The sequence below is a fragment of the Methanococcoides vulcani genome, assembly GCF_900111645.1.
In the GTDB taxonomy this organism is placed as follows: Archaea; Halobacteriota; Methanosarcinia; order Methanosarcinales; family Methanosarcinaceae; genus Methanococcoides; species Methanococcoides vulcani.
In genome coordinates this window covers 13,876-38,770 of the sequence record NZ_FOHQ01000004.1, presented here as the reverse complement: position 1 = coordinate 38,770, position 24,895 = coordinate 13,876, and the positions used below count along the sequence as shown (strand labels likewise).

32 protein-coding genes are annotated in these 24,895 nt (G+C 42.3%); 10 read left to right on the top strand and 22 right to left on the bottom strand.

Features of this window, described 5'->3' with window-relative positions:
* Nucleotides 1-117: 117 nt before the first annotated feature.
* The 8 genes from BMX02_RS06975 to BMX02_RS06940 form a co-directional block, all read right to left on the bottom strand.
* Nucleotides 118-1,578 carry a trimethylamine methyltransferase family protein gene (locus BMX02_RS06975; RefSeq protein WP_091689980.1) on the bottom strand — a complete coding sequence of 487 codons (1,461 nt, stop codon included), beginning with the start codon at nucleotides 1,576-1,578 and terminating at the stop codon, nucleotides 118-120.
* A 55-nt stretch (nucleotides 1,579-1,633) separates the two neighbouring features.
* A complete protein-coding gene (locus BMX02_RS06970) occupies nucleotides 1,634-2,524 on the bottom strand; it encodes a serine/threonine-protein kinase RIO2 (protein ID WP_091689979.1) in 891 nt (296 codons plus the stop codon).
* Between the two features lie 73 nt (nucleotides 2,525-2,597).
* Entirely contained in the window at nucleotides 2,598-2,990 is a 393-nt protein-coding gene (locus BMX02_RS06965; protein ID WP_091689978.1) for a DUF2111 domain-containing protein, read from the bottom strand.
* Nucleotides 2,991-3,074: 84 nt separating this feature from the next.
* Nucleotides 3,075-3,995 (bottom strand): thioredoxin-disulfide reductase, encoded by a 921-nt coding sequence (trxB, locus tag BMX02_RS06960; protein ID WP_091689977.1) that lies wholly within the window; start codon nucleotides 3,993-3,995, stop codon nucleotides 3,075-3,077.
* A 13-nt stretch (nucleotides 3,996-4,008) separates the two neighbouring features.
* On the bottom strand, nucleotides 4,009-4,251 hold the full coding sequence (locus tag BMX02_RS06955) for a glutaredoxin family protein (RefSeq protein ID WP_091689976.1): 243 nt from the start codon (nucleotides 4,249-4,251) through the stop codon (nucleotides 4,009-4,011).
* Nucleotides 4,252-4,359: 108 nt separating this feature from the next.
* Entirely contained in the window at nucleotides 4,360-5,262 is a 903-nt protein-coding gene (locus BMX02_RS06950; RefSeq protein ID WP_135643966.1) for a hypothetical protein, read from the bottom strand.
* Between the two features lie 243 nt (nucleotides 5,263-5,505).
* On the bottom strand, nucleotides 5,506-6,288 hold the full coding sequence (locus BMX02_RS06945; protein WP_091689974.1) for an archaellin/type IV pilin N-terminal domain-containing protein: 783 nt from the start codon (nucleotides 6,286-6,288) through the stop codon (nucleotides 5,506-5,508).
* Between the two features lie 40 nt (nucleotides 6,289-6,328).
* A complete protein-coding gene (locus BMX02_RS06940) occupies nucleotides 6,329-7,090 on the bottom strand; it encodes an archaellin/type IV pilin N-terminal domain-containing protein (RefSeq protein ID WP_244624961.1) in 762 nt (253 codons plus the stop codon).
* Nucleotides 7,091-7,356: 266 nt separating this feature from the next.
* Between BMX02_RS06940 and BMX02_RS06935 the strand changes: the two genes are divergently transcribed.
* The 5 genes from BMX02_RS06935 (at nucleotide 7,357) to trpA (ending at nucleotide 11,366) form a co-directional block, all read left to right on the top strand.
* Nucleotides 7,357-8,145 (top strand): hypothetical protein, encoded by a 789-nt coding sequence (locus BMX02_RS06935; protein WP_091689972.1) that lies wholly within the window; start codon nucleotides 7,357-7,359, stop codon nucleotides 8,143-8,145.
* A complete protein-coding gene (locus BMX02_RS06930; RefSeq protein WP_091689971.1) occupies nucleotides 8,138-8,500 on the top strand; it encodes a hypothetical protein in 363 nt (120 codons plus the stop codon). The genes BMX02_RS06935 and BMX02_RS06930 overlap by 8 nt, the downstream gene beginning before the upstream one ends.
* Before the next feature lie 67 nt (nucleotides 8,501-8,567).
* Nucleotides 8,568-9,371, top strand: coding sequence for an indole-3-glycerol-phosphate synthase (locus BMX02_RS06925; RefSeq protein ID WP_091689970.1), 804 nt, complete (start codon nucleotides 8,568-8,570; stop codon nucleotides 9,369-9,371).
* Nucleotides 9,372-9,400: 29 nt separating this feature from the next.
* Entirely contained in the window at nucleotides 9,401-10,585 is a 1,185-nt protein-coding gene (gene trpB / locus BMX02_RS06920) for a tryptophan synthase subunit beta (RefSeq protein WP_091689969.1), read from the top strand.
* Nucleotide 10,586: 1 nt separating this feature from the next.
* Nucleotides 10,587-11,366, top strand: a complete 780-nt coding sequence (gene trpA / locus BMX02_RS06915; protein ID WP_091689968.1) for a tryptophan synthase subunit alpha — start codon at nucleotides 10,587-10,589, stop codon at nucleotides 11,364-11,366.
* 164 nt (nucleotides 11,367-11,530) lie between these two features.
* Here the strand turns inward: trpA and ftsY are convergent, their stop codons facing one another.
* From ftsY to BMX02_RS06865, 10 genes are all read right to left on the bottom strand, one after another.
* A complete protein-coding gene (ftsY, locus tag BMX02_RS06910; RefSeq protein ID WP_091689967.1) occupies nucleotides 11,531-12,652 on the bottom strand; it encodes a signal recognition particle-docking protein FtsY in 1,122 nt (373 codons plus the stop codon).
* A 58-nt stretch (nucleotides 12,653-12,710) separates the two neighbouring features.
* Nucleotides 12,711-13,127: a prefoldin subunit alpha gene (gene pfdA, locus BMX02_RS06905; protein ID WP_091689966.1), complete on the bottom strand. Its 417-nt coding sequence runs from the start codon at nucleotides 13,125-13,127 to the stop codon at nucleotides 12,711-12,713.
* 5 nt (nucleotides 13,128-13,132) lie between these two features.
* Nucleotides 13,133-13,309, bottom strand: a complete 177-nt coding sequence (gene rpl18a / locus BMX02_RS06900) for a 50S ribosomal protein L18Ae (protein WP_091689965.1) — start codon at nucleotides 13,307-13,309, stop codon at nucleotides 13,133-13,135.
* A 45-nt stretch (nucleotides 13,310-13,354) separates the two neighbouring features.
* The gene (locus BMX02_RS06895) at nucleotides 13,355-14,008 is read right to left on the bottom strand and encodes a translation initiation factor IF-6 (RefSeq protein WP_091689964.1); all 654 of its coding nucleotides are present in this window, start codon (nucleotides 14,006-14,008) and stop codon (nucleotides 13,355-13,357) included.
* 48 nt (nucleotides 14,009-14,056) lie between these two features.
* Nucleotides 14,057-14,323 (bottom strand): 50S ribosomal protein L31e, encoded by a 267-nt coding sequence (locus tag BMX02_RS06890; RefSeq protein WP_091689963.1) that lies wholly within the window; start codon nucleotides 14,321-14,323, stop codon nucleotides 14,057-14,059.
* A gap of 10 nt (nucleotides 14,324-14,333) precedes the next feature.
* Nucleotides 14,334-14,489 carry a 50S ribosomal protein L39e gene (locus tag BMX02_RS06885; RefSeq protein ID WP_081955742.1) on the bottom strand — a complete coding sequence of 52 codons (156 nt, stop codon included), beginning with the start codon at nucleotides 14,487-14,489 and terminating at the stop codon, nucleotides 14,334-14,336.
* Nucleotides 14,490-14,646: 157 nt separating this feature from the next.
* On the bottom strand, nucleotides 14,647-15,240 hold the full coding sequence (locus BMX02_RS06880) for a DUF7411 family protein (protein ID WP_091689962.1): 594 nt from the start codon (nucleotides 15,238-15,240) through the stop codon (nucleotides 14,647-14,649).
* Between the two features lie 2 nt (nucleotides 15,241-15,242).
* Complete coding sequence (locus BMX02_RS06875) at nucleotides 15,243-15,602, bottom strand: DNA-binding protein (RefSeq protein ID WP_091689961.1); 360 nt, start codon at nucleotides 15,600-15,602, stop codon at nucleotides 15,243-15,245.
* Between the two features lie 121 nt (nucleotides 15,603-15,723).
* Nucleotides 15,724-16,173: a 30S ribosomal protein S19e gene (locus BMX02_RS06870; RefSeq protein WP_091689960.1), complete on the bottom strand. Its 450-nt coding sequence runs from the start codon at nucleotides 16,171-16,173 to the stop codon at nucleotides 15,724-15,726.
* Between the two features lie 203 nt (nucleotides 16,174-16,376).
* Nucleotides 16,377-17,648 carry an adenylosuccinate synthase gene (locus tag BMX02_RS06865; protein WP_091689959.1) on the bottom strand — a complete coding sequence of 424 codons (1,272 nt, stop codon included), beginning with the start codon at nucleotides 17,646-17,648 and terminating at the stop codon, nucleotides 16,377-16,379.
* A gap of 293 nt (nucleotides 17,649-17,941) precedes the next feature.
* Between BMX02_RS06865 and BMX02_RS06860 the strand changes: the two genes are divergently transcribed.
* From BMX02_RS06860 to BMX02_RS06850, 3 genes are read left to right on the top strand one after another with little or no spacing between them, the layout of a single operon-like run.
* Nucleotides 17,942-18,610: an acyltransferase gene (locus BMX02_RS06860; RefSeq protein ID WP_091689958.1), complete on the top strand. Its 669-nt coding sequence runs from the start codon at nucleotides 17,942-17,944 to the stop codon at nucleotides 18,608-18,610.
* A gap of 42 nt (nucleotides 18,611-18,652) precedes the next feature.
* Nucleotides 18,653-19,729 carry a DegT/DnrJ/EryC1/StrS family aminotransferase gene (locus BMX02_RS06855; protein ID WP_091689957.1) on the top strand — a complete coding sequence of 359 codons (1,077 nt, stop codon included), beginning with the start codon at nucleotides 18,653-18,655 and terminating at the stop codon, nucleotides 19,727-19,729.
* A 1-nt stretch (nucleotide 19,730) separates the two neighbouring features.
* Nucleotides 19,731-20,666 carry a UDP-N-acetylglucosamine 3-dehydrogenase gene (locus BMX02_RS06850; protein WP_091689956.1) on the top strand — a complete coding sequence of 312 codons (936 nt, stop codon included), beginning with the start codon at nucleotides 19,731-19,733 and terminating at the stop codon, nucleotides 20,664-20,666.
* A gap of 291 nt (nucleotides 20,667-20,957) precedes the next feature.
* Here BMX02_RS06850 and BMX02_RS06840 read toward each other — a convergent pair whose 3' ends face one another.
* From BMX02_RS06840 to BMX02_RS06830, 3 genes are all read right to left on the bottom strand, one after another.
* Nucleotides 20,958-22,193, bottom strand: a complete 1,236-nt coding sequence (locus tag BMX02_RS06840) for a PGF-pre-PGF domain-containing protein (protein WP_091689955.1) — start codon at nucleotides 22,191-22,193, stop codon at nucleotides 20,958-20,960.
* A gap of 300 nt (nucleotides 22,194-22,493) precedes the next feature.
* Entirely contained in the window at nucleotides 22,494-23,189 is a 696-nt protein-coding gene (locus BMX02_RS06835) for a tetratricopeptide repeat protein (RefSeq protein WP_091689954.1), read from the bottom strand.
* A 9-nt stretch (nucleotides 23,190-23,198) separates the two neighbouring features.
* Nucleotides 23,199-23,831 carry a hypothetical protein gene (locus BMX02_RS06830; RefSeq protein ID WP_091689953.1) on the bottom strand — a complete coding sequence of 211 codons (633 nt, stop codon included), beginning with the start codon at nucleotides 23,829-23,831 and terminating at the stop codon, nucleotides 23,199-23,201.
* A 2-nt stretch (nucleotides 23,832-23,833) separates the two neighbouring features.
* Here BMX02_RS06830 and BMX02_RS11870 point away from each other — a divergent pair, with 2 nt between their 5' ends.
* Nucleotides 23,834-24,004 carry a hypothetical protein gene (locus tag BMX02_RS11870; protein WP_167879267.1) on the top strand — a complete coding sequence of 57 codons (171 nt, stop codon included), beginning with the start codon at nucleotides 23,834-23,836 and terminating at the stop codon, nucleotides 24,002-24,004.
* Here the strand turns inward: BMX02_RS11870 and BMX02_RS06825 are convergent.
* Nucleotides 23,991-24,401 (bottom strand): threonyl-tRNA synthetase editing domain-containing protein, encoded by a 411-nt coding sequence (locus BMX02_RS06825; RefSeq protein WP_091689952.1) that lies wholly within the window; start codon nucleotides 24,399-24,401, stop codon nucleotides 23,991-23,993. The two genes, BMX02_RS11870 and BMX02_RS06825, sit on opposite strands and share 14 nt — an antisense overlap.
* Before the next feature lie 238 nt (nucleotides 24,402-24,639).
* Here BMX02_RS06825 and BMX02_RS06820 point away from each other — a divergent pair, with 238 nt between their 5' ends.
* Entirely contained in the window at nucleotides 24,640-24,876 is a 237-nt protein-coding gene (locus BMX02_RS06820) for a sulfurtransferase TusA family protein (RefSeq protein WP_091689951.1), read from the top strand.
* Nucleotides 24,877-24,895 lie beyond the last annotated feature (19 nt).

Sequence of the window (24,895 nt, the reverse complement as noted above, 5' to 3'; positions counted from 1 at the left end):
CAGGTGTAACAATGTCTGCCTTCAGGTTTTATAAGTGCCTATAAAAAAAGTATTGTTTTTTTCTATATATAAGCTTTCGTAAAAAAAATATATATATGAGTATATGTTAGGACAAATTTATTTTTGCCTCAATAGTTTATTCTGGAAAACTTCTATGTCTTTGATTATATCCTTTTCAACCGGACTTACTTCATTTTTAAGTATAGTTTCAACATGTTCTCTTGCTCTTTTCACCACGTCTCCACCTCCTTTTTTCTCCCATTCTGAATATGTATCTTTTTCACTAATATTTGGGGTAAAATATTCGTTATGCATCCAGTTTCTTGTGTGTGCATGCTTGAGATAATTACCGCCGGGTCCAATGTCTCCTATTACACTAACTGCAAGTCTTTGATCGTCTATCTGAACTCCGTTTAACATTCTATCAATCATTCCTACAATCTCGTTATCTATGACTAGCTGTTCAAGAGAGATTAGGGCTCCATTTTCAATATTTCCTGCCCCAGACACATAATTCATGCCACTTAATGCCGTTAGGACCCATTGCATCGTTTTTTCGTAACCTACCTGCTGATCAGGAATGTGAGAATCTGACATGGGATAGAAACCGCTTGTTGGGACGTTATAATAAGCGCCTAACTGGGAAACGCAAGCTCCGAGTATTCCCATTTCAATTGCACCTCCGGTGTAAACGCCTGTATGCATATTCATAATTGTGCTGGTATGGCCATATAAAACTGGAGCTCCCTTTTTTACCAAATTTGCGAGCACAACCCCTCCCAAAAATTCCGCATTGGTCTGCACAAGCATTCCAGCAAGGGTTACAGGAGCGGTAGCACCACCTTGTGCTCCAGGCATAATTGAAACAGGTAGGCCTGCATCAACACTTCGGAACAATGCCTCTATTTGGTCCTCCGTATAAGTCAGAGGGGAGAGCGGGTCAATTATAAACATCATAAATGGTCTTTTTTCCAGTTTTGATTCACTCCCGGCAATTATTTTGCATAACTCAAGAATGTTTTTCATGTCTTTGTCAGCATTCGCCCCTCCAGTTAAGTAGAAGTCGACAGACTTATGAGTATTTTTTAGAGTTTCACCCAATATTACTGGAGTCATTGCCTCATGAGGGACATCGGAGACGCCGGCTAAAGGGGGAATGATGGAATGAATGTTTTCAAGATTTTCTGCTACCAAAGTTCCTTCTGCAACATCATTTAGTAGCCCATCTCTGGCTAAGTCGGTTTTTCTATCGATTATTCCATGCCCAGAACACGTGGATACGTAAGTTCTCCTTTTTCCAATTTTAATATCATATTTTGAATCAGTTCCATACAGCTTTACTGAAGGAGGGGTGTATTTCAAGCATTCTTCTACAAGATAACTTGGGAACCTGACAATAGAAGTTCTTCTATTCACATCACACCCAAATTCATCCAATTTGTCTAAAGCTTTTTTCGATTCAATCTTCAGACCAGTCTCATCTAACACTTCTAAAGAAGAGTAATGGATCTCTTCACAATCCTCATCGGAGAGATATTTTAATTTACCATTCATGTTGCCTTTGAGACCATTTAGCATAAACAATCACCCATGATAATTATTTCAAACTAACATACAGTTCTGATGTTAACCTTTATACATCTTCTTTGATCTGGGAGATCACTTCACCCATATCCTTCCCAAGATCGTACTTCCGCCTGAAGTGTGCCAACACATTGGACACATCCCTCTCAAGCAACTCATCCGCATGCGGATGGTCCACTGTAACATACTGAGGCCAGTCTATGAACTCCACGCCTTCATCACTTACGAAGATATTGTACTCACTAAGATCGGAATGTATTATTCCAAGGGAATAAACGACTTTTATCTGTGAAAGGATCTCATCGAGAACCCATTCCGGTTCCAGAAGTCTGGTCTTTACAAGGATGCTTCCCTTTGCAGGAGCCATGACAATTGCATGCCTGTTGTGATCAAGCGGTTTAGGTATTGAAACCTTGTCATATAATGTCTGCATGATATCATACTCCCTTTTGGCAGCAAGCCTGGCTGCATATATCCAGGAGAAGTGTTCACGGTCAACAAGGTGATCACGCACTCTTTTTACGCGTTTGAAGCTTGTCCTTCCTTCCCTGTGGAACTTGATGATAACAGGTATAGGGTCTGCAATTGCAAGCTCGGGTTCCCTGATAGCTTCATGGACCACTGATTCCTTGCCGACACCGATCTCATCACCTATGGCACTGACACTACCCCTTTTGACAAATGTGTTCAATGCAAGTGCATCATAGCCGTCAAAATAGATCTGATAGCCCTCATAGGGAGTTTTCGTACCCACTACCATGTTGGATCTAAAAAGCCTGAGAAGCCTGAACTCGAGTTTATCGAAAGAAAGTTTGGTATATTTACGGATCTCTTCGAGGGGGACCCATTCAAAATTTTTCATACCGATCTCGATACCGGTTAGAATTCGGAGGTCTTTGCTATCCAGCTTCCTGAAGACCTTGAGTACATCGTCTATCATCGGCAGTAATTGTCCTGAATATTAAAGAGCTTTTTGTTGCCAGATCAAAAATGAGAAGAAAAACCCTATGCCATCATGACATACGCTTTTTCGCCTCTTCAACCTCATCGATGATATCAGGATATTCACGGAAGACAGAAAGGATATCAAGAGCTGCTACCAGGTCCACGAGACCAAGAGCACCTAAAACTTCACCTTCATTTGACCTGATCGGGACCACGACCACAGCTTTACCCTTATAGACACCTTCCATAGGAACTTTCCTGATGATCGTATTCTTTTCCAGTACCTCTTCAAGAACAGGACCAGTATAATCATCATCGATTATCTGACCTTTCTCCATTCGGATCCCATGGAAGCTTTTGCTTCGGATAGTAGTAGGGATTCCCAGAAGCGAATGAACCGCTTCCGCAATTGGTTTAAGGTCTTCTGAAGTTGAATCCTGGCAAATCTTCAAACACATCATTTATTACATCCCACCTGAAATTGAAATATTTAATTATTTGGTTTTTAATGTATTCCTAAAGGGTAACACAACAGAAATATCTGTTTATTCCCCGTTGTGTTTCATATTGGACACATATTCGTAGGCTCCAAACGCCGCAATAGAACCATCACTGACAGCAGTGATCACCTGACGCAGGATAGCTGTCCTGCAGTCCCCAACTGCAAATATGCCATCCACTGATGTAGCCATTCTCTCATCGGTCACAATAAACCCGGAATCATCCTTTTCAACATCAACAAATTCAGTATTAGGCTCAATACCAACGTAAATGAAGATGCCATCAATAGGAATCCTCCATACCTCATTTGTAGCGGTGTTTCGAAGTACGACCTCCCTTACAACAGAATCACCAATGATCTCCTCAAGAACCGTATTCCATGAGAATTCAATATTAGGCTTCTCAAAGGACCTGTCCTGAAGAATCTGTGATGCCCGAAGCTTATCCCTGCGATGCACCACACAGGCAGAAGCTGCAATATTTGAAAGGATCAATACATCAGTGATTGCAGATTCCCCTCCGCCCACAACGATCACATTGCGACCCTTGAAGAAAGGACCATCACACGTAGCACAATATGAAACCCCTTTCCCACGGAACTCCTCCTCTCCGGGAACACCGAGATGTCGGGGATTCGCACCTGTAGCTATTATGACACTGAGAGTTTCCAGGTCTCCGGAGTCAGTACTGACGATCTTACGATCACCCTCTGATCGGATTCCAAGGATCTCCCTGCTCTCCACTACCACACCGGCTGCTTTTGCATGTTCGGAGAACTTATCCATCAGGTCCATACCACTTATAGAAGGAAAACCCGGATAGTTCTCTACTTCACCAGTGGTCGATATCTGACCACTGACAAATCCTTTCTCAAGAACGAGTGTGTTCAACCCGTAACGAACCGCATATATTCCGGCAGACAGACCTCCCGGACCGCCACCTACAATAATTACATCATATACCATTTGAACTACCCCATCAGGATATTTTCAAAAGCGCTTCTTCCTTCCCAGGGACGCCTATAAAAGCGATCTCACCATCGATTATAGTTGTTGGAACAGACATGATCGAATACTTTTCCGAGAGTGCTTCGCCCTCCGGAGTATCAATATCTATCCCCTCATAATCAAAGTCATGTTCAGATCTGAGATCGTTCCATAACTTTTTAGCAGCAGGACAAACATGACACCACGAAGCATGAACAAGAGTTACTTTTACCATAAACAACCTCCCCTAGTTTGTTAACAACAGAATATAATATGTAACTCATCTTTTAAAAATACACACTAAAAAGTGAAAAATGAAAAGGTTTACAAACGATTTCCATCTTTACTGAACATTAAGCCATATCGGATCAAGCTGCCCGGAATATCGGGCACCAGCGTATTCGAAAACAACCATTGGTTCTTCTATGGCCACCCAACCAGGAATAGACGGTGTGACATTCCATGTCTTCTTGACGGTCTCACCCGGACCAATGCTGCCAAATGCTAATGCAGGCTTCTTCACTTTAACAGTTCCCGGGAAATTGGCAATGATCGTTAAGTTATCATATGGCTGCTGTGAGAAGTTCTTGACCCACACATCAACTGCTGCCTTCGAGCCTGCTGAATATTGTGGAGCTGGTGCGAACTTAATGAATTGTGCAAGAGCTTCTTTTTCCACCGGGACAGCAGTAGATATGTCCAGCACAGGAGTAACGGCACCTCCCTTTGACTTGTCCTTTTTGTTCAGGTAAACTCCCAGAACCAATACAGCAATCGTCACTCCTGAAATTAGAGGAATATTATTAATAATAGGATCAAGAGGTGTAGCGGGAACTTCGACATTTTCAAGCGTTTCAGAAGCAGATATTGGCCCATCAAGATTTACTTTTGTAATGGTCCAGAGAGCGCCCACTTTCTGGACCCTGAAGTATATCAGTTTCTGTTCCGTGCCAGCAGCTTTATTCTTTTCAAAACGCGTAACCTCACATACTGCAGTAGTATAACCAACATCCCCATCCACTGTAGTATCCTTCAGTTCGAACTGCTCTATAGAACCTACTAAAATGTCCCTGTTCTTGAACTTGATCTCCAGTGTAGCAGGAACAAGGAAATCCTTCCCTTCATAATAGGAGAATGCAGTGTCAAGATCACCTTCATTGAATGAGGTAAGGAATGAAGTGACAGTTTCGTTTACCGCTTCATCAGAACCTGAACCCAGACATCCGCTGCCGGCAACAAGTAACATAACCGCACACATCAATGCACAGGATAACGTTTTTTTTAAGAATACCACCATATGAAAATAACTCCTTGTATAAGTTATTCAGTTTTTGAGATTATACAAGTATGCACAATCTTCATTTCGTAATTTTATCTTACTAACTTGAAAGTAATATAATAGAACAAGTATAAATTAATAGCCACGATAAAATGTAAATTTTAAATTAAATATCTTAAAAAGAAAAAGAATAAGGTGAATTAATTCACCTTATGGCCAGAGGCCGATGTTTGTGTCTACACCGAAGGATGGTGCAGTGAATTCTGCAGTGGTTGGTGAACCTGCCTCAGGTGTCATCAGTATGCTGAGTGTTGCTCTTGGTTCTATTGTAAGACCGGTGTCATCAAGGTCAGCTACAGTCCAGCCACCAACATCTGTGTTGGTTGTTGCATCATCGTCCACAGTGGATATGTAGATTGTTACAAGATCTCCCTGGGTCATAATTGGGCTTTCCTGTGAGAATGACTCGTCTTCATCCCTGATCTTCTCAACAGTGAAGAAGTACTTACCATTGACACCAGCATCAGTTGTGGTGTTTGTCATTAACTCAATTGTGTTATTCATAGAACTGTTATCTGCATCGAAGCCAGACATCTGAACACCATATGTTTTAACATTGCCAGCATACACCAGATCGTTCGTGGTCAAACCATCAGTCACAGTAATGACAACCTGGTTAAGGTCTATATCAGAGCTACCAATGTTGAGTGCTACTTTGAGCTTAAGAAGGTCAATTGTCTCAGAGAGGACTGCAGGATCAGCACCATCGTTGGACCTTACACCTTCAATGCTTTTGAGCATCATGTTGGATGATACTTCCTGAGCAGCTTGTTTACCAGTTGACTGTGCTCTTTCCTGAAGAACACCGGATGTCTGGATCAATACCGCGGCAGCTACAGCAGCTACCAATACCATTGCGATGAAGATAATAAGGGTGCCTATACCTACCTGTGCACGCTCATCTTTTTTCATCAGATATCTGTTTGCTTTCATATATTCATCTCCTCATAGGTTAAATTAGATCATTGGAATTTTATCTTATCATGTATTTTTCGTTCACGTTCAGAGTCGGGATCGTAAACTGTGAGATAGTCTGGGATCCTTTTTCCGGAGTTATCTGAATATCCACCGTTGTCCTTGAATTAAGGGTCAAACCGGAATCTTTCAGACTTATTCCGGCGCCTGTAGCGTTGAAATCTCCGAGGTATGTGTAATTTACTGCATCAGAACTGGCAGTTCCGATGTAGATGATAGCAATATCTCCTGAGTTCAGCACAGGTGTCGAAGCAGCTAAGGAATTGTCCTCATCCCTCATTCTTTCGACTGTGAAGAAGGATGCAATGTTTGGTCCTGCAACTTCGTGAGTGTTATTCAGCAGTTCTGTAAGGTCACCGGTTTTTACATCGCCGGTAAAACCATTCATTTCACTACCGTATAACATAGTATTACTTCCATAGACCAGATCATTGGTGACCTGACCATCTGAAATCGTAATAATGAGAGTGCTAAGATCAACTTCAGTAGTGCCAACATTCAAACCCATTTTCATCTTGAGCAGGTCAATGGAATCGGACATATTCGACCCAGTGTCCTTTGCCCGAATACCTTCAATACCTATAATTTTCAGGTTGGAAGATATTTCCTCAGTTGCCTGGGCACCAGTAGCCTGTGCCTTTTGCTGAAGGACACCGGAGGTCTGGATGAGTACACCGGCAGCCACAGAAGCCACCAGGATCATGGCGAGGAAGATAATAAGGGTTCCAATACCAACCTGTCCGCAGGAATCTTTTTTCATAAACATAAACTTTCCAGATTTCATATTGGCTCTCCAAATTACGAGTTATGGGTTGGCATCAAATACTCAATAACGTATTTGTCCGGGCTTTATCCCTAACAAACAATGCTATATAGTACTTAAAGGCATTATTATCATAATGAGTATGAGATATGTGGTATAAATAACCTCCGGTTGGAAATTTCAAACAAAAACCATACCCATATTAAACAGTATGAATATATTCATGTTAAAAAGTCATTATTCGTTTAAAAAAGAGGAATAGGATGAGTGCAGGACTGCTCCTAAATACTACGATCTGCTTTGCTATTGCAATTATCTGTTTAACATTCGCAGCAGTGATCACAAGAAATAAGTCGTTATGGAACGATAGAACAAAACCCTCGCTCAGAGCATTGATATCGCTATGGTCACTTGTGGCGATAACATATTTATTCACAGCATTTCGCATGATAGCTGCTTACGCAAATAATACAGAACTTGATATGTCTGTGTACTATGTAGCAGCAATACCCTTCGCATTTATTTCCGTACCATTGGCATATATTTTAATGTATATTCTTACAGGTAATAAACAGACAAGCAGATTTATCGGATTAATTTTCTCCATTTTTGGATTAGCATATCTGATGCTGCTATTCAGCCAGGGAGTAATGGAACCACGAGTTTCATACTGGTCATCCCTCATCACTGTAAATAGTGACATTGCCATCAATATATACCTTACAGGATTGTTCATACTGCCAACCGCCATGATCTTGGGAATCATGACATTAATATTCCTCAGGAAGGTTTCGAAGAAGCAACTTTACCATACAACACTATTACTGGTCTCAATATCCTTTGTTATAGATTTCATGCTTGTAGATATGATCACGAACATCGATGTAATGCAACTTGCTGCAAGGATATTCGTCCTGATCGGATCGATCTTAGCATACCTCTCCTATTTCCCCCCACTTACACTGCAGGAAAGACTTGGGATCGAAGAAAAGCATTACGAACCCTACGATGAAATGGACGAGTTTGATCCTGAGGTAGATGTAAATGCCTGACAAGATCAATTTGGATTTTGAGAAAAAGGTTGCTGAGTTTTATCAGTCACTTGGCATCAACCAGGGACCAGGAGACATTCAATATCGTATTATCCTGCTGGTACTGAAGAAGAATGAGGGGGAAATCACAGAATTTGCGGAGATCAGAAAATATACTGACAAGGTTGCCGATCGCGGAAGCATTGGGAGCAAGATGAAAACTGTTTTCCAGTTTGAAGGCCTTGCTGAAAAAGTACAGCGTGGTGGGTACGTCATTACAGACAAAGGACTTATAGCTGCAAACTTTATAAAGGAAACTTCGGTGTTCTACAAAAGGACAAAGAAGATGCAGACAATGCTTGAACGTCTTCCATAATCCGCAAAACGTATATACCATTAAACTTATGTACATCATTGAGCATTGTTGTACATAAGTGGTTATTATGCATTCCGCAATACATGAAATTATCAATTCAACTGAAAATAGGGTCAAAGAACTCTATAAGATCAAGAATAATGAAACCCCACTGGAAAGTTTCACCCCCAATACGCAAAAGATAATCGACTCGATATTATCGAAAAAACAGAAAGGAAAAGCTCCGATCATTTCCGAGGTAAAGCCAGCATCCCCTTCTATGAAAATAAGAGAAATAGATCCGACAGAAGCAAAAAGAATAGCCACAGAAATGGAAAAGGCCGGTGCTGTTGCGATCTCCGTTCTAACTGAACCTGAATTTTTTGATGGATCCATCGACAACCTGATGGAAGTTAGGAAAAATATATCATTGCCCGTTCTCAGGAAGGATTTTATAATTGATAAGATCCAGTTCGATGAGGTTAAAAGTGATCTGATCCTGCTTATCGCAGGACTTCTAAATGAGAAACTTGAAGAATTCATCCAGCATGCCCGTTCAAAGGGATTTGAACCTCTGGTAGAGGTGCACAATAAGGAAGAACTGCTAAATGCGCTTGATACCTCAGCAAGGATCATTGGAATTAACAACAGGAACCTTACAACAATGCAAGTGGACATTGCAACGACAGAAGAACTTATACCGATCATAAAGGAACACGATCGCATAAGCGATACTGAACATCTCATCATAAGTGAGAGCGGAGTCCATAATGCAGATGATGTGAGAAGGATGATTTCAGCTGGTGCCGATGCGATACTCATTGGAACATCCATAGTGAAAAATGACGATATTTACAACAAGACGAAAGAGCTTGTTGATGCTCTTGACTAAGATACAATTGATAATTAGGAGGAAATTATATGAGTGGACCAAAGTATGGCAAGTATGGAGGACAATTCGTCCCAGAGATACTTATGCCTGCACTTGAGGAACTTGAGGAAGGATATGAAAGATACAAGAACGATCCCGAATTCCTGAAGGAACTGGATTATTACCTCAAGGACTTTGCCGGGCGTGAGACTCCGTTATATCATGCAAAGAACATGAGCAAGAGGTACGGTGTTAAGATCTACCTGAAAAGAGAGGATCTCGTACATGGTGGTGCGCACAAGCTGAACAATACCATCGGTCAGGCATTGCTTGCAAAATACATGGGAAAAACAAGACTTGTAGCTGAGACCGGTGCAGGCCAGCATGGAACTGCAACGGCCATGGCAGGCACGAACATGGGATTCCAGACCCACGTTTACATGGGAGCAAAAGATACCGTGAGGCAGCGAATGAATGTTTATCGCATGGAACTTATGGGAGCTGAGGTACATCCTGTGGAATCCGGTTCAAAGACGCTCAAAGATGCAATTAATGAAGCTTTACGGGACTGGGTCTCAAATGTAGAGGACACACACTACCTGATAGGCTCTGTCGTGGGACCCCACCCATACCCAATGATGGTCAGGGATTTCCAGAGTGTGATAGGAAAGGAGGTCAAACAGCAGATAATGGAGAAGGAAGGTCGTTACCCCGATTCCATTGTAGCCTGCACAGGGGGCGGCAGTAATGCCATGGGAATCTTCCATTCATTTATTGAAGAGAAGGATGTGAAGCTCGTCGCTGTAGAAGCCGGAGGTAGCGGCATGAAATATACAAAAGGAGCCGCACTGCACTCTGCTTCACTGTCCGTGGGAGAGGAAGGAGTTCTTCAGGGGGCTTGTACACGCATCCTGCAGGACAAGCATGGACAGATCCTGGAATCCAGTTCTGTTTCTGCCGGATTGGACTATTCCGGAGTTGGACCGGAGCTGGCACATCTTTCAGATATCGGCAGACTTACGCCACGTGTGGCAAATGATGATATGGCACTCAAGGCATTCCACGAACTAAGCCTTATGGAAGGCATCATCCCGGCACTGGAATCCTCACACGCGGTTGCTCATGTCATGGAAGCAGCAGAATCAGGAGAGCTTGGTGAGCTTGTGGTGATCAACCTTTCAGGAAGGGGAGACAAAGACCTTGAAGCCGTTCGAAAGATCGACAGGGGTGAGTGAAATGAAATTATCTACTAAATTCAATGAGCTTAGTTCCAGGAATGAAGCTGCGTTACTGGCATATGTTTGCGCAGGTGATCCAAATATTGAGGCAACACCAGCGATCGTTGATGCACTTATAAAAGGCGGTGCGGATATTATCGAGCTGGGATTACCTTTTTCAGACCCTGTTGCAGACGGACCTACAATACAGGAAGCATCCGAAAGGGCACTGGAAGCTGGAATGGACCCTGACAGGTATTTTGAGCTTGTTGCATCCCTTGATGTTGATGTCCCTCTTGTCTGCATGACATACTATAATCTGATATTCCAGCGGGGTCTTGACAAATTTGTGACCGATTGTGTAAATTCCGGCATTAGCGGACTTATAGTACCAGACCTGCCTGCAGAGGAAAGTGAAGATCTTGCAAGATCATGTTCTACTAACGGCGTAGACCTGATCTTCCTGATAGCACCTGTTACCACAGATGAGAGAATAAAGATGTTACTGGAAAAAAGTTCCGGCTTTGTCTACATTGTATCAAGACTTGGTGTTACAGGAGCACGTTCCGATGTCACAGATGCTACTGCACAAATACTTTCCAGAGTGAAGACTGACATACCAAAAGCAGTCGGATTTGGGATCTCGAACGGAGAACAGGCTTCAAAAGTGGTTGCAGCAGGAGCCGATGGCGTCATTGTGGGATCTGCTTTCGTGGACATTATCGCATCCGGAGACAATGTTAACGAACGACTTGAAGAACTTGCACATGATATTAAAAGCGGGTGTAAGGTCGATTGATGAATATAAAATGATGTGAAAATAATATAAATTAATATAGACTAAATTAATTAATACAAAATAAAATAGATCCAAATGATGAAATAAAGAAGGTCCTTGATATCTTCAAAGACCTTTTTTGTTCATTTAATGTTGTTCTTTTAAATTTGCTCATTAAATTTTGTTCATTCGAACAACTGGTCCACAAACCATTGCGGATCAAATTTTATCAGATCATCATATCCCTGACCCATTCCAAGGAACAGGATAGGTTTTCCGGTGATATATGCGATGGAGATCGCTGCGCCACCTTTTGAATCTGCATCTGTTTTTGTCAGTATGGACCCATCGATAGGGACAGCAGCATTGAACTGCTCTGCACGCTCTACAGCATCATTGCCTGCAACGGCTTCATCAACAAAGATGATAAGGTCAGGAGTGCTTACACGGCAGACCTTTTCAAGCTGTGCCATGAGATTCACATTGGTGTGCATCCTGCCCGCGGTATCAGAAAGAATTACATCCACATTGTTGGCCTTTGCATGCTGTACCGCATCATAGACAACAGCTGCAGGGTCGCCGCCTTCCTGATGTTTTATCAGTTTTACACCGATTCGTTCTGCATGGATAGCGATCTGGTCAATGGCTCCTGCCCTGAAAGTGTCCCCTGCTGCAATGACAACAGAATATTTCATGTCTTTCAGACGTTTTGCCATCTTGGAGATAGTGGTGGTCTTGCCGGTTCCGTTGACCCCAATGAAAACTATATGAACAGGCTTTTCAGCCTTCTCGATATATTCATCCAGGTCGAAAACATTGGCAGACATCACATTGTAGATCGCAGTCCTTAGCGCCTGTTCCACAAGTTCACCTGTATTACTTCCGATCTTTTTACGGCTGCCCACGAGTTCTGCCTTGACGGCTTCGACAATGGCTTCAGCAACTGTAATAGCAATATCACTTTCAAGCAATGCCATTTCCAGTTCCCAGAGGGAATCGCTGATATCATCCTCATCCAGTATGACCTCTCGTTCGAAAACAAGGGCCTTTGCCTTTTGGGCAAAACCTATCTTCTGCTTGAATGATAGTTTTGCTTCAGGCTGGGCTGCAGGAGTAGTTGAAGCTTCAGGAGTGGAAGTTATTTCCTCCGGAATGACGGACTCTTCGATCGGTTCGGCAACCAACTCTTCAGCTGGCACTTCAACAGACTCTACCACCGGCTCTTCAAGATCAACTGCTTTCTCATCGATCGTCTTTCCGATCGATTGTTTGAAATTACTGAGTTTATCCTTGAGTTTATTGAACACGCAAACTCATCCTTAAAATAATAAAAATAAAAAGAGTATCAGAACTTCATGAACAGGATCACTGCGGACTTCTGTTACCAGCCATTGATTCTATGGACTGGATACGCTGTCCGACCTGAGCAATTGATCCATTCAAGCGTTCAACTACTTTACTTAGCTCTTCTTTGCGCTGATTAAGGAGTTCCTTTGCTTCAGCAGGGGATTTCTCCACGCTTATACCTGCACCAACACTTACAACGACCTTCTCGACGTTAGCGACATTTGCATGTACGAAAGTCCCGCCTCCAAGAGGAAGCATCGTGTTGATACTGCCGGAAACAGCCTCAAGTTCCTCGAGAGTTCCTATTGCACGTGTGCAATCCTCGATGGACATCTGAACCATTCCCATCTGCTGTTGCAGAGATTCTGCCTGATTCTGGAGCTCGCGATGCTGAACTGCGAGATTTCTCACATCCTGCTCACTTACTTCTGACATGTGCCTCACGCCTCTACGACACTATCGATCTTGATCAATGATCTGTTAATACCATGTTTACTGCCGAAAGTGGAATACGTCTTATCACGAGCGTTCTTCTCGTTCTGGCTCTCAACGGTCTTAGTGAAATTTTCCCAAGAATGACCTGCTTTGAATGTGCCTTTGACAACATAATTCTGCATACGGAATCACCTGTTTTATAATTTTTATTTTAGACAATAATATGATCAAGCAAAGAACAGAGCATCCTCTATCCTACCTAGCTCATGTCCTGTTGTATTGGAACCTGCCACATACCCTTTCGAGTTGGCCAGTAATCCGGAACCTACGGCCTGTGAACCATAATTTGTAGTTCCCACATCCACAGAAAGTCCGAACACTTCCTCAATATGAGCAAGTTCCTCCTGCGTCACCATTGGGTGAACCAGAAGTCCCTTGTTAGTGGCTACGCCAGACATTCCAACCGTACCGAGGCCTGCAATTGTGCCTCTGTGAACATCCACACCAAGAACCCTTGATATAACTTCCATGGATCTGTCACTGATATCCGGATGCACCAGTGCAGCCGTATCATTTGCCAATATCACGTTTCCAGTTGCAGTAAGCCTGTCTGGAAGCACTTCCACAGGGACATCAACTTCTTTCAGATCGTTGACACTGGCATCCCTGGATAGTAAAAAACCATTAGAGTTGCCCCTGGAAAGGGAACCTATAACAGTACTGCCATTTACCAGTGTAGAGATAACCCTGACATCAAGCAGTTCTGCAACCAGATCAATGACCTTCTTAGTTGTACCAATAGGAACAACTGCCACATCCTCAGTGCATGTGGCAAAAACCCCTAAAACGGGATTGTCGTAAATGTTCACTGTTTTGATCATTATTGTCCTTATACTTTTGTTGAATATTATCCATCATCGAAAGAAGGATCAGGCAAGTTCTGCCTGAACTTCCCCATCTTCGAACTTAGCTGCACGAATGCGTATTGAAGATGGTGGTTTCTGAGAACCTTTCTCCCAAACCTTGTGGTTGATGGAAGCATCGATCTTGATCTGTGAAGGTTCTGCCTTCATGTGTCTTATCAGATACTTCCTGATAAGTAAAACTGCCCTGTTGGAACGTTTCCACCTTGGTGCAAGCTTTGCTTGACGAAGTGGAATGGTGTAGATCTGTTCCTTTACCGCGTCTTCTACCATTGTCATCACCTTACTTTACATCTAAACTATTTCTTCTCCAGTGTCTTCTCTTAGGGTGGCTAACAACGTGTCTGTTAGTCTTTATGATAACCCAGGTTGGAACGCGCTGATTCTGGTTGTGCGCCTTTGCCAACCTTATTTTCTGTCCTTTTGTATTGTGGCTCACTTATCTCACCTGTGAATTGATTAATTGTAACGCCAATCTAAAAGATTTGCGTCTATAAATCGATTATCCTATAAAATATTAATCTACGTACGATAGATTCCTGCCTTCACATAACAAATTGCTTATCAAATTGCTCATCCAAAACATCATCAGACCATCAGACACGCCTGATAACCCTTGATTGAACATGCTCCGGAAATATTTCAAGTACTTTTTCATCACCATATTGCTGCCTTATCAGTTCACGAAGCTCAGTTTCATAGTCTGCTTTTGCAATACTGTCACTTTGACCTTCTTCGATCACCAGATACCGGCCCACCAGCAAATTAACGGCACTTCTACCATAGCCATGGAGAGGGCATATGTAACTTACACCGAACCGGTCCTCTATGCTTCGAACTTCTGCATCGGTTAGTTTTGGAACACGATCGTCGCGCCTGACACCATCCGCGATCAAAGAGACATCATCTTCCTTTGCAAGTGTCTCGATCACGGTCTTGTGTATGTGATTGATAGCGTTCCTTGGATAACCATCATCTATTATGATATCCAAAGCGGATTCCAATATGCCTCTGTCAAGTTCCAGTACCCTGTGGGAATAACCCAGCTCATCTGCAGCAACCTTTGCAACTTCTCCAACCGGAAGGATCGAGAAACTGCAGGTCACAAGTTCGACATCAAAGAAGGGGTCAAGCAATATTGCCGACAATGAACTATCTTTTCCTCCACTGAACAATACCTGAGCTTTCATGTTCACATGCGTGTGATAGTTGGTTCACGTTTTTTGGGCTGCATCTGTGAAAGAAGTACTTTTAGCTTATCATCATCGATCATTGACTGCAGACGACCACTTTGAGCGAGCATCACAAGCTGGGATTCAAGCTGTTCAGCCAGTTCCTTGCGTGATAATTTCAGGCGAGTTAGCCTCTCGCGCGCCTCAGGGGTCATGATCTGACGAAGGACCGCCTGGACCTGGGCATCCCTTTCAGCCTGTGCCTGTTGCTGCTGGTATGCGGCTTGTGCATCATTTTCCATTTGAGGAGCAGCCTGCTGTTGCTGCTGCTGCATTTCAGCAAGCCTCTTTCTCCGGATAGCATCAATATCGTCCACCATTACTTCATCACGTCCTTTCCGATTTTATTATAAATGGCCCTGATAGAACCATTATATAGCAATTGTATAGCAATTGTTATGTATCTGAGCAGGATGGGAGATCAACTCCCTTAACACCCATTCAGTACTTTGCAAGTTCTGGAATTGTTTCGACAAGCTCGTTCTTGACCTCTACTGCCATATTGTCAAGCAGTGACTGGCCAGCAGGAGCGATTACCCTTCCGCTCTTCAACTTGCGGACAAAGCCTGCATTTTCGAGCTGCTGAGCTACTTCCCTTGCGACAGAACCGCTTCCTTTTGCTTTCTTGGATGGGTTTGCGCCTCTCCTCTTCTTACCGCCATAGACAGACCTTAATCTCTCCACACCGATAGGACCTTCCATGTAAATGGTCCTCATGATAGCTGCACAGCGGGTGTACCACCATTCATTATCAATAGGTGGCAATTCTTTGTGAACACCTGTCTTAACGTGAGCTGCCCATACGGGAGCATTGATCTGATCGTTCTCTTTTAGTTTCTCTGCCACCTTTGCAATAATATTTGCAGCAGGAACATCATATGCTGTAGTCATCTTATCCTCCTTGGAATGAAATGTATCGATTGGATTTTTATTTGTAGTTGATTTATTCAGTAAACTTGTTACCAGCAAGTATAATTATCTATCATAATGTGTGCATGGAAATAGGGTTGTAATTTATTGATTAGTATATACGTGTTTCGGCAGTTTGCGCATATACTCCTGTACTCATGCATGGTATTATAGATAATGGAGCATTATTTCCCGAAAGTCTGCTCCCTGCCGGGTCCTACGGACACGTATTCAATGGGTACGCCCATCAATTCTTCAAGGCGCTCGACATAGTTGCGGGCAGGTTCGGGAACATCTGCATAGCTTTTGACGTCTGTGAGATCATCAGACCAGCCCGGCATCTCCTCATAAACAGGTTTGCACCTGTCAAGATCGGAAGTATCAATAGGCGGATAATCCAGCCTTTCCCCATCAAGCTCATAGGCAACACATATTTTATTGATTTCAAGGCCCGTCAGCACATCCAGTTTTGTCAATGCGACACTTGTGTAGCCGTTCAGGAAAATTGCCTTCTTCAAAAGCGGGAGATCGAACCAGCCACATCTGCGGGACCTTCCGGTAGTAGTACCGAACTCATGACCCACATCATGCAAATGTTTGCCAGCCTCATCATCAAGCTCTGTTGGAAGCGGACCTTCTCCGACCCTTGTGATATAAGCTTTAACAATACCCAGAACCTCATCCACTTTAGTAGGACCAACACCAAGATTTGCACATGCTGAACCTGCAATAGTGCTTGAAGAGGTCACAAACTTCTGCGTACCGTGGATAACATCAAGATGAGTGCCCTGTGCACCCTCAGCCATCACGTTCTTGCCATCTTCAATACCTTTGTTCACTTCATAGGACACATCGGTAACATAAGGAGCTAACCTCTGACCAAGTTTCACATACTTATCAATAAGTTCCTTATCGGTGACAATTGAAGGATCCCCGCCAAGTTCCCTGATAGCTGCCTCTTTGGAAGGAGCCATCTCTGAAAGTCTGCTCAGGAGCTTCTCGGAATCGACCAGGTCTCCCATGCGGATCTCATCCCTCGCGATCTTGTCCATATAAGCAAAAGCAATACCCCTCTTAGTAGTGCCGATCTTCTCCTTACGGGAAGATTCACGAAGACCGTCCTGCTCAATATGATATGGCATAATGATACTGGTCTTAGCATCTATACCAAGCTTATCGGAATGGACATCAACGCCACCCTTTCCAAGCATATCGATCTCCTCTGCCAGAACCTCAGGGTTCAGGACAGTACCCGGACCTATCAGCACCCTTGAATCAAGTAAAAACCCGGAAGGTATCAAATGTAGCTTATAGACATCTTCGCCAACTGTTACCGTATGGCCAGCGTTGTCGCCACCCTGGAACCTGACGACAAGATCGTAGTCTTTTGAAAGCAGATCAACGATCTTTCCTTTTCCTTCATCACCAAACTGTGATCCTGTCAGAATAGTAAACATAGAGGGGGAAATTGCAGTTTATACATATAAAGCATTTGGCAACATTAGAGATTTTGAGATAATAAATTTACTTTGCTGCTGAAATAATAATTGACACAGAGGATGGAAACGATATAAAATCACTCATTGCAACTGAATACAAGTGTAAGTTAAAGGCAAATTGTCTATCAGATGAAAAACTGCCACCAACAAATAAACTATCAATTTCAAAGAATAATTCCAAAATGCTATATGTTACAAACCATAAACATTATCAATATATTACTGACATATAAGATTCAGGGGAGTTCATATTGAATAATATAAATTTAAAAATACATTCTTCTGCCAAGATATATGGATCAAGCACTATAGGAGATAATTCAGTAGTACTTGAAAACGTTATACTTGGATATCCGGAACATAAGATCCTCTCCCGAATAGTAGAGGGTGATGCCACCATCGAAGATTCTGATTTTCAGGGATGTGAAATTGGCCCCAACTCATTCATAAGACCGAATACAACGATCTTCAATAATGTCAGGACAGGTAGCAACTTCAAGACAGGACACAACTGTATGATACGTGAGAACACCACTATTGGAAATAATGTCCTGATAGGAACAAACGTAATCATCGATGGAGATGTAACTATTGGCAATAATGTCAGCATCCAGGGGAACGTCTATATTCCAACCCATGTGATGATAGAGGATAATGTTTTCATCGGACCTTGCGCAGTACTTGCAAATGATAAATACCCAATTCGTAAAGAATACAACCCTGAAGGCCCTATAATTCGAAAAGGAGCATCCATCGGTGCAAATGCAACCATACTCCCCGGAGTTGAGATTGGAGAAGGTGCATTTATAGCAGGTGGGGCGCTGGTGACAAGGGAAGTCCCCCCATGGAAACTTGCGATAGGTTGCCCTGCAAAGATAGAAGAACTTCCAGAAGAACTGAGATCACTAAACAGGATCTAATCTGAACTTATCAGGAAAATTCCAAAAATAGAAGAGGATACTATGATTCCAATAGCAAAACCCAATCTTGGAGATGAAGAAATAGATGCAGTATCTGAGGTGCTGGCTTCAGGGATCATCGCAGAAGGAAAACGTGTTGCAGAGTTTGAAAGTGCTTTTGCAGAATATATCGGAACAGAGCATGCGATCGCGGTGAACTCCGGAACAGCTGCCCTTCATGCCGCACTGCTGGCACATGGGATAGGTAAAGGCGATGAGGTCATCACAACGTCCTTTAGCTTCATAGCAACTGCTAACAGTATCATGTATACCGGTGCAAGGCCGGTATTCGTGGATATTGAGCCTGAAACGTTCAATATTGATACAAGTTTGATAGAGGATAGTATAACCAAAGATACAAAGGCACTGATGCCGGTACACCTCTACGGCCATCCAGCAGAGATGAAGCAGATAAATGAAATTGCAGAAGATCACAATCTGGCCATTATTGAAGATGCATGCCAGGCTCATGGCGCAACTTACCATGGTAAGAAAGTGGGTTCCTTCGGAACAGGAGCATTCAGCTTCTACCCTACAAAGAACATGACTACCGGTGAAGGCGGAATAATAACCACCGATGACAGCGAAGTTGCCAGAAAAGCAAGAATGATACGTGCACATGGTTCACAGGAACGTTACCTGCACGAGATGTTAGGGTATAATTTCAGAATGACTGATATTGCAGCTGCAATTGGTCTTGTTCAGCTCAAAAAGATCGATGGGTTCAATCTTAAACGCCAGAAGAATGCACAGCTCCTTTCAGAAGGACTAAAAGATGTAAGTGGAGTGACCATTCCAACTGTCAGGAAAGGATGTGAACATATGTTCCACCAATATACCATAAGGACGGAAGCACGCGATGATCTTATCACAAAACTGAATGAGAATGGCATCGGGACCGGTGTCTATTACCCGATACCAATACATATGCAGCCAACATATATTGAAGCAGGATACACTTACGATCTGCCAGTATGTGAAAAAGCAGCAAAGGAAGTTATCTCACTTCCGGTACACCCGGGAGTTTTAGAAAAAGATGTTGAAAAGATAATAAAAAATGTAATAGAGGGGGTTATGTAAAATGTTACGTGTAGGAGTTATCGGTGTTGGTGCTATGGGGCAGCACCATGTAAGAATCTACAACGAAATGGAAGGAGTAGAACTTGTAGGAATATCCGATGTTGACAAATACAGGGTCGAAGAACTGGCAGAAAAATATGGCATAAAAGCTTACACTAATCACAAAGAGCTCTTAAAAGAGAATCTTGATGCAGTAAGTATTGTCGTTCCAACCACACTCCACAAAGAGGTCACATTGGATGCCATAAATTCAGATACGGATGTACTTGTAGAAAAGCCCATTGCAGATACACTTGAAAATGCCGACATAATGATAGAAGCCGCCGAAAAGGCAGGAGTTATCCTTATGGTAGGACAGATCGAGAGATTCAATCCTGCAACAACAAAAATGAAAGAGATAATCGATAGCGGGCTCCTTGGAAAAATAGTCTCGATCACCACTAAAAGGGTTGGTCCCTACAACCCGAGAATAAGGGATGTAGGTATTATCCTCGACCTCGGAGTACATGATATCGATGCCATAGCATACATGTACGGTTGCAATGTCACAGAAGTCTACGCTATTGCAGGTAGAGACATCCATCCAAAGGAAGATCATGCCTCCATAATGCTCAGATTTGGTGATGAACAGGCAGGTGTTGTTAACATTAACTGGCTGACCCCACACAAAGTGAGGAAAATGGAAGTTATTGGCGTAGAGGGAGTTGGTTATCTGGACTACGTTGACCAGACGGTTACGATCCATGATGCTAAATGGGTCAGAAATGCAAAGGTTGAGAAGGCTGAACCACTGCAAAAAGAACTCGAACATTTCATCAACTGTGTGAGGGAAGGAGATACACCACTCGAATCAGGCATTGACGGAAAACATGCACTAAAAGTCGCACTTTCAGCAATAGAATCCTATAATAGTGACAGTATAATCAGAACTGACTGAATTATCCTTAGCTTAATGTGAATTTTCAGGATCTTTATTTTTTTTACTAAACAACAAACTTACGTTTACTGGAAAGTTAAGAAATTCCCGGTAGCTAAATTTGGAGGAGATCGAGGAGATAGTATACCTGAAGTTCCAAATCCATACACATTAAAATGGATACTTCCTTACTATTATAACCTAACAGAGAAGCAGGCAACATATGCAATGTACCTCCTAATAGGCTTCTTCTGCTTTATTGCACTCCTTATTCCAGGAAGAGTATAAATGTATAAAAGGTGTTGACAGAGATCACCGATCTCTGCCGCGCTTTACAATCAGGACCATAAACACAATAAAAAGTACTAAGATCATATTCTGATCCAGAGTTTGATCTTCATTATCATCAGATGTTGAATCCTCTAGAGAAACATCATCTGATATTACACTCGAATCTGGAACTGCAGTTATTGCAAATGGCGAAAAACCCGGAGTTGAAGATTCAAAATAAACATAACCATCTTTTTCACCCATGGATATGGTTTGAAGAGCCTCCCATTTACCATCAGAATGTCTGTTTAGCCTGATAGCAGAAGCATTAACATCGTTTGCCTCCATCCATGAACTTTCAACCCTGAAGCCAATTGCCATAGCTTCAATATTTGCAGGAGTTGCAAAACCGTATTTCCCAACCCATATGTTCATATTCCTGTAAACAAGCCCCTCGGGATCATCTTGAACAAGAGCAGACCTATCCTTCAAAACTTCAATCGTTGTGGTTATAGAACCTGAATTTTTTAGTGGGGTAAAGTTTACGTTCACAATCGGATTCTCGCGAGAATTGAAATGATAGGACATATTCATTCCTTTAATAACATTCCTTTCAGTAACATCTTTGAATTCAATATTCCCAAATTGCTCGCCTGAATCGCCGGCACCTCCGCCCCCACTACTTCCTGAACCAGCACTATCAGTACTCCCTCCGGATGAAGACGTATCCGATATGCTCACTACAGCATTTTCAATCGATATTGGAATTGCTGTTCCGCTGGAGTTACTTACCACAACATTGGCAATCTGCAAGTTGGATTGACCAGAACCTGTTGTTTTAAAAACGATAGTTGCAAGTATGCCGGGACTTGTGACCTCATCTTTTCCAAAAAGAACACTATATGCATATATGATGGTCCCAGCTGTATTGTCAACAGTACCTTCACTGAAAAAAGTAGTAGCAGTGTTGCTAAACAGGTCTCCTTCTGATACACTTTTCACATCAAGAACAGAACCATCAAAGTATAGATCGAACTGTGCCCCGGATATAGGCATGTCTGGCTCGATGTAGACATCAACAACAATTTCCGAACCCAATTCCACAGATTGGTTATCAGGAGAGAGACTCACAACCGTCTCTGCAGAGACCGGACTTATAAGAGCAAATGCTGATAGTAACAACAGAAAGACCATAAAGAGACGTCCGGGTAAATTTGAATCCGGAGTTTTTAGAAGACTATTCGTAAAACTATCTGGAATTAAATGTTTATTGATCATATTGAGCACCACTTATAAGGAAAAGTTAGTCCCCTCTAACATATCTATCTTTTGAATGGAACCACTAGAAGAGAACTTTGAGTTTGAGTGGGGGAATATGTTGGTGGTACAATAGTTTATGTAGTTGTGTTCAGGAATGGTCTCAATGTTCTCTTCTAAGGACAAATTATAGTATAACTGCCTAATAGATAAACCTTTCCATAAATGGACGGGTTTTTTAGAAAAAATGCAATCGCCCCAATAAATAAAATATGAATGCTAGAAAATATAATAATAGGTTTAGTAAAAAAATAAAACAAATCAGTGTTTTGCTGGGAAAAACTGCTTGCATATCGAATCCGGCAGTACTTTCCTGCCAACCTTCCCTTTCTTCCTGCATGTGCCTGCTGAGAAATAACGACATGCATTACAGCAGTAGACCCGCTGTTCCAGTTTGTCCCGGATAACCTTTTCGTGAAGATCTGTCTCACCCAATCCACGATGATACTTGTAATCATTCCAGTCAGCATAATATATCTGACTCGTAAGCGTCGAAACTGCCGGAGGATCCCATTCATCATAGACTGCTCCGACCTCCAGAGTATTCGAAGTTATCTTTGGAGCAGATTCCTTTGAGCCACTACTTAAAAGATCAATGATCTCTTCTTTTAATTCAAGGAAGATCTCATCATCAGGCTTTATTGCCAGGGCCCTGTTTATGTATGTTTTTGCGCCTTCAAGGTTACCAAGGCTTTCCAGGCAAAGTGAGATATTATAGTATACAGGATATGGTCTTGCCACAACACCTATGCTCAGGATCTTCTCATAAATATCTATAGCTCCTCTGAATTTGCGTTGCTGCTGTAAAAGAAGAGCCATATTGTTCAATGCGTGGACATTTTTAGGCTGCAGCTGTAAAGCCATCTTGAAATAATGTTCTTTCCTTTCAACATCCTTTTCAGATCTGCCGGAGGCAATATACCTCTCAACGATCTTACTTACGTCATCTTTTGCCATAGAATATCCTCAGAACTCTCTTTTTCTCTGCACATACCATCCCACAAGAGGTGGAACCCAGCATAGATTTGCCACAATGGTCTCAAGGGCAGTAAAGGTTTGGGTCGTTGGGCTGAAGCCATATATGCGTAAAAGTAAAAGACCGAAAGGCACGGTTACAATTATTGCCAGACTTGCAACCATTACCGGATGATGTACATACTTATTGACAGCTCCAACCCAGGTACCTTCTTTTCTCTTCAGGAAAAGCATCCCGGAAATGTTTGCTCCTATCTGGTCACTAAGTGCATAGAAGTAAGGGATATAGAAACCCTCAACACCATATACATTAACACCTGCAAGACGACTGGCAATATCGATTATCCAGGGAACTGCTAGACCAAATAGCTTCCCCCAGCCATAGGCTTCTGCCATTGTACTCGCGCCACCAAGAAAGCGCTGGCGAATCGAATAGATACCTTCCAGTATGCTTTCGCCTTCTCCTGAAAGGGTCCTGACCAGCCATTGACCCACAGGACTTCTCTGGTAACCCTGCATATCAAGGAAAATACCTGCAATAAGACCCAGGGCATATCCAGGAATAGTATATCTTATCAACTCTTCAAATCCTTCACTTTCAGGAAGTTCGCCCTCATCGCCCATACATGTTTGAGAATGGTTTTTTTGTTAATTATAGGTATGTTTTAGAAGACTTTGGCACTCAGAATAACATACTGTTTACTAAAAATGAGGTGAATGAGGAAAAAGAGGATGATGAAAAGGAAGAAGAAAAAAAGAAAATAATACAGATGGGAAGTATCTTCAGATCTCTTTGAACACTTTTGCCAGTGACTCACCACGAACGTGGATCGAAAATTCTGAAAAGTATCCAAAGGCAGTAGTGTAAACATCAATTCCTTTATTATCCAGCTTTTCTTTGATAGCTAAAATTACCTCTACTGCGAATTCAGGGGAGGATTTACTTGAAGAAAGATGAGCGAATGAATGCAGGACTATTCTTTTTTTATTTACTTTATTGAGATACCATTTCAGATTTGCTACTGCACTTTTTACTACTTTGTTCTTTCTTAATTCATCCTCTGCTTCAACGTGGATGAAAACAACTGCTGTGTCCTCTATTTTTTCTTCTCTTTCAATATCATCTACGTGGTCAAGGGTCTTGCTGAAGGTTTCAAACCAAAAATATTCCGTATCGAACATTAGCATTTTCATGGATCCTTGTCCTCCGTTAATGATATGGTAGAATAATATGGCAGGCTTTTTCTAAACGTTACATAATTGTTAGAGCATTGAAGTATGTTAGTAAAATATTCCCATATACATAACAGCGCTGTTTGCGGTAAGAAGTGCCGATGAAAAGAAAAGGAGAATATAGAAATATAGTGATAACAAATATTGCCTCATTGAATATATACAATATTAAACAGATAATAATTATGGTTGATTCAAAATGGATAAAATAATAGCAGACTTTGAACTTGATGTAAGAGGACAGTGCTGCCCGTATCCACTTATCAGAACAAAAGAAATAATGGATGAGCTGGAAACAAATGAGGTGCTGCTGGTAGTAGCAAATGAAGCCATGACACCTCAAAACATCGCCACGTGGGCAAAAAAGACAGGGAATGTACTGCTTGCTGTTGAAGAAAAGGGAGGCGTTTTCAACATATACTTACGTAAAGCCTGATACAGTCATTCCCCTTATC